7 protein-coding genes are annotated in these 12434 nt (G+C 63.5%); 3 read left to right on the forward strand and 4 right to left on the reverse strand.

Annotation, left to right across the window (positions count from 1 at the left end; genetic code table 11):
• Window positions 1-127: 127 nt before the first annotated feature.
• From RALTA_RS03975 to zorA, 4 genes are read right to left on the reverse strand one after another with little or no spacing between them, the layout of a single operon-like run.
• A complete protein-coding gene (locus tag RALTA_RS03975; protein ID WP_012352136.1) occupies window positions 128-3421 on the reverse strand; it encodes a DEAD/DEAH box helicase in 3294 nt (1097 codons plus the stop codon).
• A 17-nt stretch (window positions 3422-3438) separates the two neighbouring features.
• Window positions 3439-5103 carry an EH signature domain-containing protein gene (locus RALTA_RS03980; protein WP_012352137.1) on the reverse strand — a complete coding sequence of 555 codons (1665 nt, stop codon included), beginning with the start codon at window positions 5101-5103 and terminating at the stop codon, window positions 3439-3441.
• Entirely contained in the window at window positions 5082-5840 is a 759-nt protein-coding gene (locus tag RALTA_RS03985) for a flagellar motor protein MotB (protein WP_012352138.1), read from the reverse strand. Before RALTA_RS03985 ends, RALTA_RS03980 begins: the two co-directional genes overlap by 22 nt.
• Before the next feature lie 14 nt (window positions 5841-5854).
• On the reverse strand, window positions 5855-7846 hold the full coding sequence (gene zorA / locus RALTA_RS03990) for an anti-phage ZorAB system protein ZorA (RefSeq protein WP_012352139.1): 1992 nt from the start codon (window positions 7844-7846) through the stop codon (window positions 5855-5857).
• 396 nt (window positions 7847-8242) lie between these two features.
• On the opposite strand from zorA, the gene RALTA_RS03995 reads away from it, so the two are divergent.
• Genes RALTA_RS03995 through RALTA_RS04005 form a run of 3 tightly spaced genes read left to right on the forward strand, consistent with a single transcriptional unit; the run spans window position 8243 to window position 12404 of the window.
• Window positions 8243-10081: a type I restriction-modification system subunit M gene (locus RALTA_RS03995; protein WP_012352140.1), complete on the forward strand. Its 1839-nt coding sequence runs from the start codon at window positions 8243-8245 to the stop codon at window positions 10079-10081.
• Window positions 10078-11454 (forward strand): restriction endonuclease subunit S, encoded by a 1377-nt coding sequence (locus RALTA_RS04000; RefSeq protein ID WP_012352141.1) that lies wholly within the window; start codon window positions 10078-10080, stop codon window positions 11452-11454. Before RALTA_RS03995 ends, RALTA_RS04000 begins: the two co-directional genes overlap by 4 nt.
• Entirely contained in the window at window positions 11451-12404 is a 954-nt protein-coding gene (locus tag RALTA_RS04005; RefSeq protein WP_012352142.1) for a DUF5655 domain-containing protein, read from the forward strand. Before RALTA_RS04000 ends, RALTA_RS04005 begins: the two co-directional genes overlap by 4 nt.
• Window positions 12405-12434: the final 30 nt, after the last annotated feature.

The raw sequence follows: 12434 nt of genomic DNA on the forward strand, positions 1-12434 counted from the left end.
GGACGATATGGCACGCGGTCTGCGCAGCAGACGACTGGCTGTTCCTTAGCTCGGTGAGAATCTTGCCGGACATTTGTGGTGGGGCCTGTCGCGAGCGCCGGTGCGACAACGTGTGCCAATCCTGCATTCAACCGAAGTCCGCGAAGTCCGCCGCTTTCAGATCGCTGCACCCGTTGAGCATGTCGGCTGCCAGTTCCCGTTTGCGCCCGAGCAGCGCATCCAGCCGTACATCGAAGCTCGGAAACTGCGCACTGATCACGCCCGGGTAGTACACCGTGACCGTGCGGGTCTGGCCGATGCGATAGGCGCGCGCCGTGGCCTGGTCCTCCTTGGCCGGGTTCCAAGTGCGCGTGAAATGGACGACGTGGTTAGCGGCCTGGATGTTCACGCCGAAGCCGACCGCAAGCGGCGACAGGATGATCGCGTGGAAGCCGGGCTGGTCCTGGAAGCGGTCGATCAGTCGCTGGCGACTGTGCGCCACGCGCGGGTCGGCCGACGTATCCCCATTGACGATATCCGGCGCGAAGCCGAAGAAGGCCGCGATCACGCGCTGCAGCAGCAGTTGCAGTTCCCGAAACTCGCAGAAGACGATGACCTTGTGGTTGCCCGAGCGTTCGGCCGCCAGCGCCTTCAGCCGCTCGATCAGCCAGCCCATCTTCGGCGATTCGTTGACCAGCCGCTCGATCGCCAGGTCGCGCGTGCCGGCTTCGGCAAACCCGTGCGGGTCGGAGCAGATCTGCCGGATGGCGTGCAGCGCTTGCAACTGCGCCGACGGGTTGGTGTCGCGCTGCTCGCGCAGCGTCGCCAGGGCGCCTTCGTAAAGGCGGTGCTGGTAGCCGGACATCGGCAGCTGCTTGCACGGGGTGTGCTCCACCGGGGCGGGCAGGTCCTTGGCGACGTCGGTCTTCTTGCGATGCAGGATCTGCGGCTGGATCAGCGCCCGCAGTTCCTCCACCTTGGCCTTCTGCGCGTCGGTCTTGGCTTCGATCGGCTGGCGATAGGTGCGGGAAAAGTGGCTCAATGCGCCGAGCATGCCCGGTTGCACAAAGTCGAACAGGCACCAGAGGTCCGCCAGCGTGTTCTCCACGGGCGTGCCGGTGCAGGCGATCCGGAAGCGGACCTTCTGCTTCTTGGCCGAGCGCGTCACCAGGGCGGCAGGATTCTTGATCTTCTGCGCCTCATCGCAGACCATGATCGACCACTGCTGGCTCGCCAGGGCGAATTCGAGGTCCCGCATCGTCTCATAGGTCGTCAGGACCAGCCGGGCGTCACCAATCCAGTTGCGCTTGAGCAGCCGGGTCACGCCCTGCGCCTGCAGTTCCTCGTCCAGCTCGTGCCGGCTCACGCGCAGCGCGCGCAGCGCATCGCCGTACAGGGTCAGCGCCGGAATCTCGGGCGCAAAGAAGCGGCTCAGTTCGCTGCGCCAGTTTTCCAGAAGGGCGACCGGCGCCACCACCAGCGCGGGTGGCAGCGACGGGTCGCGTTCGAAGCAGGCGGCCATGAATGTCAGCAGTTGCAGCGTCTTGCCGAGCCCCATGTCGTCCGCCAGCACGGCACCGCGGCAGTGATGCGGCGAGGCATCCCAAAGATGCTGCAGCCACGCGATGCCGACGTGCTGATGGGCCTTCAGCGCGACCTCCGGCCTCAGCGATTGCGGCAGGTCCGGTGCCTGGCCGTCGGGCATCTGCAGCCGGTCGGCGCGCGCTTCGGTGTAGTCGAGTGCCTCGAAGTTGTGCTTGATTAGCAGGCGCTTCTTGGCGCTACCGCCGGAGCCGCCGCCGGACGGATCAAATTCGGCACGCCTGAGCGCGGCCTGCGCGGCCAGCAGCGCGTCGACGGCGCGGCGGGCTTCGATGACAGGGACCGGGTCGGCGAGGCCCGGCAGTTGCAGGTCGGTCGCGCCCGCCGCCTCGGCGGCTTCGACGGCCGCCTGCAGCGACGGAATCTCGCTGAACGCCACCGGCACGAAGGTCGGCGTGCGATCCTCCCCCGTATCGATCCGAAGCCCCGCGGCGGCATTGTCTTCGAACCAGCCGCCGTCTTCGTCCTGCCTGGCAATGACCGGAACCACCACGGGCTTTTCCGTGCCGATGTCCTCGATGCGCTCCGAATAGTGGCTCAGATCCAGCACTTCCGCCGCCGTCCACAGCGCGGGCTGGTGCCATTCGCGTAGCCAGGTCTCGAGCGTGGCCAGGTCGGCAGGGGTGTCGCCCAGGATCTCCAGTTCTTGCGGCCCCCAAGTCACACATTGCGAGCCATCGTCGAGGCAGCGGCCCAGCTTGCCGGTGAAGCGGGCCAGTTCGTCAGGCGTGGCGAACGTCAGGGTGAGCGCGTCACTGGCCGGCGACGCCGCCTCGCCAATTTCCTCGATCAGCAGCATGACCGCCGTCAGCTGGCCCGACTCCGCCCGTACGGCGTGCGGCGTGAACCGCTTGAAGCGAATGCCCGCCGCGCTCAGGCTTTGCTCGAACTGGTCGGCATCGAGTACGGCGTGGGAGTGTTCACCGAGCAGGGCAAACGGATTGCGCACGAATGCCTCAGCGCGACGGCCTGCGACGCGACGGCCGGGCATGCGCTTGACCTCGGCGAGCACGGCCTTCACGTCGGGTGTCAGCACCACGCGCACCAGCGAGGGACCGTCGGGAACGTCGTAGCTGTCCTGCAGCGGCAGGCGGTCGAACGCGGCGAGCCACTGGGGCGGCGCGTCGTCGAAGCCGGGGACGACTTCCGTGACGCTCGCCTCGCCCTCGCCGCGTCGCGCGAGCGCGAGCTGCAGACGTTCGGGCGTTAGGATGACCGTGCGCGCGACGTAGTCGGAAACGGGACAGCCGATTGCCGTGGCGAGCCGGCGCACGTTGCCGAATGCCCGCTCCTTGAACGGCTGCGTGCGCTCGGCCGCCGGCGTGGCATGGAAGCCCTCGATCTGGTCGAGTAGGGCGGCTACGGGCGGCGGCAGCAGCGACACGGTCGCGCCGGCGTGCAGGCTACGCCCGATCAGCTTGGGCGAGGGCTGAAGTGGCCGCCCCTGCGGGTCCACCCATTCGTCCAGCAGGATCGAAAAGCCGGCGTCCGCAATTGCGCCACGACTGCTCAGGCGCGGGCGTGCGTTCGTGTCCGCGGGAATCCCGAGCGGATTGCGGTAACTGGACAGGTCGGGGTGGCGAAGCAGCGCATAGACGTCGTGCCAGGGCAGCAGAAACGCCGCCCCTTCGCACCGGCCCAACCCTTCCTGGTGCAGCTGGGCCAGCCGAGCACCAAGGTCCTGGTGCTCGGCTACAGCGAACGGGTTTGCCAGCCAGGCTTCGGCCGAGTCGACGGGCGACGGGTAACGCAGGCCCTCGGCAGTCGTGCTGACAGCTGGGGTGCGATGGGTCGCCGGCGCCGGCGTTGGTCTGGTCTTGCCAAAGAGTGCGCCAAACATGGTGGGTTCCGTGTGCTTTATCCCTTGATCCAGAAACCCCTGCCTTCCTTGTAGTTAAAGCCGAGGCTGCGCAGCATGACCGAAAGGCGAGGCACCCGCTTGGGCTCGGTGAGCAGAATCCAGAGGGCGCCGCCGTGGCGCCGGTTATCCTCCCAGCCGACACTGTTGTCCGCGCACAGCTTGGCGATTTCGCGGAAGTCGGCGGCGCTAAGGGAGGGGGACGCGCCGGATCGGATGTCGGTGGCCGGTTGCTGCCGTTGTGGAGATGGAGTAGATCGCAGCATCGATTTCAGGGACTCGTCGAATTTCCATTCCCAGGCGCCGTTGTGAGTCAGGCGCTCGCCATTCAGGCGTTGCTTGAGGTCCCGGTTGGTGTCAAAGCGCGGTGCGTCGAGGTCCGCCTTGAAATTGGCAGCATGGTAGACAAAGCATGCATTGTTGGTCTTGCCGAACTCGATGGCAATCAGATCGCCGATTTGCATGATGAAGGCGTTATTGCCGTCGTCACTGTCGACCAACTCCCGCGCCTGGCCTTCCATGCGCTTGCGCAGGGCCTGGAACGTGGCACTGCGGTCGCGCCAGGCATCCCGCCCGAGCACGAACCACATCTGCGAGATCTGCGGCTCCCACTTCAGCCAGTATTCGAGGCGTCGGCGATCGGCCGTGCCATCGGCCGCCAGATGTTCGAAGAAATCGCGGATCAGGCGGCGCTTGATCCAGCCTTCGACCATCTTGCGTGCAGGCTCGTCGCCCACGGCGGCATCCCAGGCTACGCGCTGCATCCAGGGATTGCCGATCCGCGCAAGGCAGGTATCGCGCAGGGATTGGTGCTCGGGCCGCTCGCCACAGCGCGCGTAGCGCACCACGGTCATTGCCGTTGCCCGCTTCGCCAGCGTCTCGGGGAGTTTCAGATCCAAGCGGCCGTTGACCAGTTGCAGCACCCCCGACAAGCGATCGTGGAACGCGCGGTCCTCGGCCTCGCAGACCGTCCGCACGTAGGCCATGAGCGCTTCGTCCCACACCCAGGAACTATTGGCGATCCCAAGGTCGGCGCAGACCTTGCGCAGTTCGTCGGTGTTGCCCTGTATCAGCGCGTCGGCATAGCGGCGGCACGGGTTGTCCGTCAGCAGATTGCGATGGTCGACGAGGGCGCCCAGCCAGGTGGGGCAGAGCCCGCGCCGGTTCGCGCTCTGCACCAGGCGGTCCAGCCGGCTGTCGAGAAAGCCGCGCAGCGTGGTCCAGTTGACCTGGGCTGGCGAGGCGGCACTGGCGCGGCGGTCAAACCCGAAAAATCCATGCAACAGGCCCTGATAGCAGCGCCGGTATTGCTTCGGCCGCCCCTGCTGCTCGTCCACCAGGGTGAGAAGCCGGTTGAAGAGCGGCCCATTGTCGATCACTCGCCAGCGCTCGTCGCCAACGGGCACCGTGATGCCGTGGCACACGTACTTCAGTTCCGTGAAGTTCTCCACGCGCTGAGTCGCGCCGAAGCGCCGCAGCGATGCCTGGACCTGATCCTTTGACGGGGCGACCTCGCCGACGTCGACCAGGCCATGGCGGAGCTCACGCAGCGCCTGCGTCATGGCGCGCGGGTGGCCCCATTCGAGCGCACGAAACACTTGCGCCTCGGACATGGCTTCTGCGAGGCGGGCCTGCAGCGCGTCTATCGGTCGGCGATAGGGCATCGTTCTTTCGGGTCGAGCGCCAGCAACAGGGCGGCTGTGTCTGCGGCGGGCGCCGGCTGGGCAAGTTCCTCCTGCCGTTCCTGGCGGGTCTTGAACTCGAGCTTGAACTCGATGCGGCGGCTGTCCTCGGCGGTCGCGCGCAGGGAATTGAACGATGCGCCACCCACGAAGAAGCGCGTGGCGACCAGCTGGCGGTCGGCATCGGACAGTCGCGTGTCGCCGGCGGGCGGCTCGCGCAGCAGTTCGCAGATCACGCGCGAGCTGCGCTCCAGGCTCAGGTTCAGGTTGAACAGGTACTTGCCGGTCTGGCTGGCATAGCCCTCGACCACGGCACGCTTGAACCAGTGGCGGCCAGCCTCGGTGGTCCGCAACTGCTCCAGCAGCCTGGGCGTGAAGTCGCGCACCAGCGCCCGCTGTTGCGCGGAGAGTGTGTTCTGTCCCTCGCGCTCGAACCGTCCCCGCGGGCCGAAGTCGATGGTGCGGTCGATCACCCGCACGCCCGGGAACTGCTCGGCCACCTTCCTGACCTCGGTCATCAGTCCGCTGATCTGCTCAGCGCGTGCTTTCTCCTCGCGTTCGTCATCGGAGATCTTTTTGGTCACGGCGAGCAGCGCCACGCTGAGCGCCACGAGGAAGAGTACCATCAGGGCCGTCATCAGGTCGGAGAACGAGATCCAGAAGGGCTTTTCGCCTTCCTCCCGCCCCCGCCGGCGGGGCGCCATTTTTACGCCAAGCATGTCTTAGTCGTCCCTCATGCCGGGGTCGGAACGGTGTCGAGCACGTCGGCGAGGTCCTGAATCGCGCCCTTGAGCAGCGATGTGGCCTGCGCCAGTTCTTCGTGGAAGACCTTGTTGCCATGGCGCAGCGTTGCCTCGACCTGCTGCGCGAACGCACCATGTGCTCCCGTCAGCACATCGTTGACTTCCTCAAGGTAGTTGGCCGCATCATCCTGGGCTTGCGCAAGTTGCCGGGAAGCGGCTTCCAGCTTGCCGACCAGTTCCGAGGTCAGGCCGGCTTCCCGCTTCGCATTCTCGACGGTGTCGCGCAAGGCGCTGACCATGGCGGTCACGGCATCGCGCACTGCCTTTTGCTCGCCCAGCGCCTGCTGGGTGGCGAGTAGTGCGGTATCGAGCGTACGCGCGGACTGGTCGAGCTTGCCGGTGGCACCGACCATGCCTTCGCTGGCCGCGCGCATCGCGTCGAGGTTGTCGCCGAGACGATTCGCCGCCAGCTGCAGGCGCTCCGCGCCCAGACCCATGCGCTCGACGTTCGCGTTCGTGGCCGCTTCGAGGCGCGCCACGGTCTGGCGCATCGCTTCGCTACTCTCGTTGACCGCCGTGGTCAGGCCGGCAAGCTGCTCGGCCTGTTGCGCGACCAGTCTGCCGTTCTGCGCTTCCATGTCGGCCTGACGCTGTGCGTGCGCCTGATATGCCGCGTGCGCTTGGTCCTGCAAGCTCCTGACGAGGGCGCCGGTGCTTTCGCTGAGGTCCCGCATCATGCTGCGCGTGAGCTCGGCGGACTCGCTTTGGCCGTTGGCCACGTTTCGCCTGAGCTCTTCGACGAAGGCCCGCATCTGGTCGTTGGCCTCGGCCTGCCGGGCCTGCATCTGCTGCAGCGCCTCGTCCATGCGCTTGGCCATGGCGTCGGCCGCGCCGGTGCCGGCGTCCTGGATCTGCTCGGCCAGGCGCTCGAAGCGCAGCGAGGCCGTCTGGATGGTGTTGGCGGTCTGCACGAGCATGTCATTCATGCCGCGCATCTGCGTGCCGAACATGCCCTCCATCTGCGCCGTGAAATTTGCCAATACGTCCATCAGCAGCTTGCTGACACCTTCGCCCTGACTGTTGCCCACCGATTCCACCGCATGGGAGATGCGCTGCAGCGGCTCGGCAAGGCCCTCCGACAGACTGTGCGTAATCGATTGCCCCAGCTGGGCGCTGGTCGAGGTAATGGTCGCAATCTGCTGCTGCGTCAGTTCGCTGAGCACCTGCTTCAGGTCCGTGACGAGCGACTCCTTCATCTGCATCGCCTGCGTGGCGGATGTTTCGGACGCCTCGACCAGACGTTGCAGGTATTCCTCTCCGGCGCCGGAGTCGAACAAGCTATCGATCAGGCCGCATAGCGCTTCGACTTGCGTGTAGCGGCCGTTCAGCATCATCTTCTCCACGGTCGTGACCGCCATGGCGAGAAAGATAGCGACCCCGGAAACCATAAAGGCGCCGCCGACGCTGTAGATCAGCGATTCCAGGCTGCCGCGCACGGCGGCGGCATCGTCCGAGACATGGAAATTCTGCAGGCCAAGGATGAGCCCGGAGAACGTGCCGATGATGCCCAGGCCGGTCAGGATACCGGGAAGGTGCTTGTAGAACTCCGAGCGCAGCGGCGACTCGACCAGCGCCTGTTCCGTGAAGAAGCCATTCGCCATCGCGGTGGCGCGCCAACGCGCCACTTCCATCATGCCGGTGGCCGTGGCTTGCTTTTGCCCGTGCAGGGTGTCGCGGTACTCGTTCCAGCAGTGGCGCAGGGTGGGGCTCAGCATCGCGTCGCTCGCCACGCGATCCAGATCCAGTACCGGGCCCTGAGCCTTCAGTTGCTCCAGTCGCTCCAAGGCATGCCCCAATTCACGGCGCGTCCGCAAGGCTGGCCGGAGAAATTGCATGACGAAGCCGGCAAGCGCCAGCAGCAGCAGTCCGCCGATGCCCCAGTGAAGCACATCGGAAAGCAGGGCAAAAAAATCGGTCGTCATGGGCGTATGAAAAAGTGACTTGGGGGCCAGTTAGAGAGGCGGAGTGATACGTCCCCGTGACTCTCTACGTTGTCGTCCAGCTCGCACAGAGGAACATACGGCGCTGAGCACCCATATATGCCTCGCTGTTCACAATTACCGAAATTGTGACAAACTGTAATATTAGGGCAGTTGTCTATTTTCTGGTACATGCAGGACAGCCTTTCGGTCTGAAAGTGGCGTGCCTGCCTGAAATGGGCCGGACCCGTGTTACGCGCACGCGACAGTGCGAACGATTATTGCCATTTACGCCGGACGTTGCCTGCTCGCTACCCAAACGTCTGTCGGACACATAACATTCACGCTATTTCGCTGCATTGCGATCGGCGTTTGTCACGGTCGCCCCGATTCCGCCTTATGAACCACCAAGCCCTGTCGTCCTTCATCTGGTCCGTCGCCGATCTGTTGCGCGGCAATTACAAGCAATCCGAATACGGCCGCGTGATCCTGCCGTTCACCGTGCTGCGCCGCCTAGATTGCGTGCTCGCAATCACCAAGCCCGCCGTGCTGGCGGAGTTCGAGGCCAAGACGCAGGCCGGCATAAACCCCGACCCGTTCCTGCAGCGCAAGGCGAAGCAGTCGTTCTACAACGTTTCGCCGCTGGACCTGGTCAAGCTGCTGGGCGACCAAGACCACATCCGCCAGAACCTGTACAGCTACCTCCAGGGCTTCTCGGCGTCGGCGCGCGACATTTTCGAGCGTTTCGACTTCCACATGCAGGTCGAGCGGCTGGCCAAGGCCAACTTGCTGTATCTGGTCACTGAGAAGTTCGCCAACATCGATTTGCACCCCGACACGGTCGACAACGCCCAGATGGGTCTCGTGTTCGAGGAACTGATCCGCAAGTTCGCCGAAATCTCCAACGAGACCGCCGGTGAGCACTTCACCCCGCGCGAGGTGATCCGGTTGATGGTGAACCTGATCTTCATCGAGGACAGCGACGTGCTCACCGCCGGCAACGCCGTGGTGCGCACCATCTACGATCCCACCGCGGGCACCGGCGGCATGCTGTCGGTGGCAGACGAATTCCTGCGTGAGCACAATCCGTCCGCGCGCCTGACCATGTACGGCCAGGAGCTGAACGACGAGTCCTACGCCATCTGCAAGGCCGATATGCTGATCAAGGGCCAGGACGTGGGCAACATCGTCGCCGGCAACACGCTGTCGGATGATGGCCACGGCGCCCGCAAGTTCGACTACATGCTGTCCAATCCGCCCTTCGGCGTGGAATGGAAGAAGGTCGAGAAGGCCGTGCGCCAGGAGCACGAACAGCGCGGCTTTGACGGCCGCTTTGGCCCCGGGCTGCCGCGCGTGTCGGACGGCTCGATGCTGTTCCTGATGCACCTGCTCAGCAAGATGCGCCCGGCCGCCGACGGCGGCAGCCGCTTCGGCATCGTGCTCAACGGCTCGCCCCTCTTCACCGGCGGCGCCGGCAGCGGCGAGAGCGAGATCCGCCGCTACGTGCTGGAGAACGACCTGGTGGAAGCGATCGTCGGCCTGCCCACCGACATGTTCTACAACACCGGCATCGCGACCTACGTCTGGATCCTGTCCAACAAGAAGCCGGAGGACCGCAAGGGCTGGGTGCAGCTGATCGACGCTTCCAGCTTTTGGCAGAAGATGCGCAAGAGCCTGGGCAGCAAGCGCAAGGAAATGAACGACGAGCAGATCGCGATGGTGACGCGGCTGTTCGGCGACTTCGTCGAGGCCGAGACGGCGACGGTGCTGGATGCGGACGGCAAGGAGGTTGGGCGCTACGTGGTGGCGGCCACCGCGCAGCCGCCGGAAGCGCCAGTTGGCGGGCGGGTCAAGCTCGCGCCGATTTCGCGAATCTTCCGCAACGAGGAGTTCGGCTACACGACCATCACGGTGGAGCGGCCGCTGCGCGACGAGAACGGGCAATTGATGCTTGGCGTGAAGGGCAAGCAGAAGGGCAAGCCGCAGGCGGACAGCTCGCTACGGGATACGGAAAACGTGCCGCTTGACGAGGAGATCGACGCCTACTTTGTGCGCGAGGTGTTGCCCCATGCACCCGATGCGTGGGTCGACGACGACAAGAGCAAGGTCGGCTACGAGATTCCGTTCAACCGTCATTTCTATGTGTTCGAACCACCGCGCGATCTGCACACCATCGATGAGGAATTGAAGGCAGTGTCGGTAAATATCATGCGCATGCTGGAGGAGTTGGCGGAATGAGTCTCCAGCGATATGCGGCTTACCGCGATAGCGGCATTGACTGGTTGGGCGATATGCCGGCACATTGGCAGGTCCGGCGCCTTCGATTTGCCGCGGAGTTCAATCCATCAAAATCGGAAGTTAGTCACCTCGATCGAGACACGCTTGTTTCCTTCCTTCCGATGGATGCGATAGGTGAAGAGGGCTCACTCGTTTTGGAGCAGGTACGCCAGGTCTCACAGGTAGAGACTGGCTATACCTATTTCCACGAGGGCGACGTCGCCTTTGCCAAAATCACGCCTTGCTTTGAAAATGGTAAAGGCGCGGTCATGCGGGGCTTGCTCGGCGGAGTTGGTTTTGGGACCACGGAGTTGATTGTCGCGCGGCCGCGATCTGATGTGACCTGCAGTGAGTACTTGCACTGGCTCTTTTGTTCTATTCCCTTCCGAAAACTTGGGGAGGGTGCCATGTACGGCGCCGGTGGTCAGAAGCGAGTTCCCGAGGATTTTGCTCGCGACTTTGCCATTGCTTTTCCCCCTCTCTCGGAGCAGAACGCCATTGTCACCTTTCTCTACAGCGAAACCAGCAAGATCGACACCTTGATATCCGAGCAGGATAAGCTGCTTGTTCTGCTGGCTGAGAAGCGGCAGGCGACGATTTCTCGGATCGTAACGCGCGGTCTTGAGCCGAAGGTGCAAATCAAGAGTGTTGGCGCCGACTGGCTTGGTGAGATTCCAATCCATTGGCAGGCCAAAAGGGTTAAATGGCTCACAAGCTCGATTGAGCAAGGATGGAGTCCCCAGTGCGAAAACTACCCCGCCGAAGGGGAAAACGAATGGGGTGTATTGAAGGTGGGATGCGTGAACGGCGGCGTGTTCGATGCCGCAGAAAATAAGAAGTTGCCTCCTGAACTGGAGCCATTTCCGGAATATTCATTACGTAAAGGTGATTTACTCATCTCTAGGGCGAATACCCGTGAGTTGGTAGGCAGTGCGGCCGTTGTACCAAAGGATTTTCACCGGTTGCTTTTGTGTGACAAGCTCTATCGGCTGCGGCTGGACCAAGCTAAGTGCACGCCGGAGTTTCTGGCAGCATACCTTGCTACGGGTGAGGCTCGGGGCCAAATTGAGCTTGGTGCAACGGGCGCGAGCAGTTCCATGCTGAACATCGGGCAATCGGTCATTATGGACCTTCTTGTCCCGCTTCCTCCTGCGGAAGAGCAAGCCGCGATCATGGATTTTTTGAATGCTGAACTAGATAGACTCGAACGGCTGTCGCTTGCTGCCAATAAATCCATTGATTTGCTTAAGGCGCGCCGCACTGCGCTAATTACTGCCGCTGTCACCGGCAAAATCGACGTCCGCAACGCCGTCCCCGACACTTTGGCCGCATGAGCGACATCCAACTCTTCCGCCTGAGCAACGGCGCAGCCTTAGAACTTCCCGGCCATGCAGCCGCCCTGGAGCGCCATCTGCAGACGCTGATCGAGTCGCAGATGTCTACTTTCCTTGGCGTGCGCTTTCTTGCCAGCGAGTACGCCACGGGCAAGACCCATAAGGGCCGCATCGATTCCCTTGGTCTCGATGAAAACAACTGCCCGGTCATCATCGAGTACAAGCGGGACAGCAAGGAGAACGTCATCAACCAGGGGCTGTTCTATCTGGACTGGCTGCTCGACCACCAGGCCGAGTTTCGCTGGCTGGTGATGGAAAAGCTGGGCAAGGATGTTGCCGAGCGAATCGAATGGGCCGGCACGCGCCTGCTTTGCATTGCCGCGGATTTCACGCGATACGACCAGTACGCAGTGCAGCAGATTCCCCGCAATATCGAGCTGCTTCGCTACAAAATGTTTGGTGACGATCTTCTGTTGCTGGAACTGGTGAACGCCAACAGCGTGCCCGATGCTACGACGGCGAAGAGCAATGCCGACACTGTTGGGGGCGCCACTGCCGAGTCGGCCGCCGATTCCGCTTCGGTAAAACCGGGCGGCAAGGACAAATCGCTGATGGAGCAGTTGGAACTGGCTTCGCCGCAGCTTCGGGACCTCTACGCAGAGACCAAGGGTTATATGGCCTCGCTAGGCGATGACGTACAAGAGAAACAGCTGAAACTCTACACTGCCTTCAAGCGCCTGAAGAACTTCGCCTGCGTGCTCGTCTATCCGCAACGGCTAGTGCTCACTCTCAAGCTGGATCCGGCCACCGTTGCCCTCGAAGAGGGCTTTAGTCGGGACGTCAGCCAGGTTGGCCACTGGGGTACGGGCGATCTGGAGGTGTATCTGCGTACGCCCGCCGACCTCGAACGCGCCAAGCCACTCATCGAGCGCAGCTACAACGAAAACTAATCGCGTCGCGCCCAGCCGACAATAATCGCC

This window comes from Cupriavidus taiwanensis LMG 19424 (genome assembly GCF_000069785.1).
In the GTDB taxonomy this organism is placed as follows: domain Bacteria; phylum Pseudomonadota; class Gammaproteobacteria; order Burkholderiales; family Burkholderiaceae; genus Cupriavidus; species Cupriavidus taiwanensis.

Bases quoted from the DNA above. Each gene is read 5' to 3' on its own strand.
- RALTA_RS03975 (WP_012352136.1), bottom strand. From the start codon at position 3,421: ATGTTTGGCGCACTCTTTGGCAAGACCAGACCAACGCCGGCGCCGGCG.
- RALTA_RS03980 (WP_012352137.1), bottom strand. From the start codon at position 5,103: ATGCCCTATCGCCGACCGATAGACGCGCTGCAGGCCCGCCTCGCAGAA.
- RALTA_RS03985 (WP_012352138.1), bottom strand. From the start codon at position 5,840: ATGCTTGGCGTAAAAATGGCGCCCCGCCGGCGGGGGCGGGAGGAAGGC.
- zorA (WP_012352139.1), bottom strand. From the start codon at position 7,846: ATGACGACCGATTTTTTTGCCCTGCTTTCCGATGTGCTTCACTGGGGC.
- RALTA_RS03995 (WP_012352140.1), top strand. From the start codon at position 8,243: ATGAACCACCAAGCCCTGTCGTCCTTCATCTGGTCCGTCGCCGATCTG.
- RALTA_RS04000 (WP_012352141.1), top strand. From the start codon at position 10,078: ATGAGTCTCCAGCGATATGCGGCTTACCGCGATAGCGGCATTGACTGG.
- RALTA_RS04005 (WP_012352142.1), top strand. From the start codon at position 11,451: ATGAGCGACATCCAACTCTTCCGCCTGAGCAACGGCGCAGCCTTAGAA.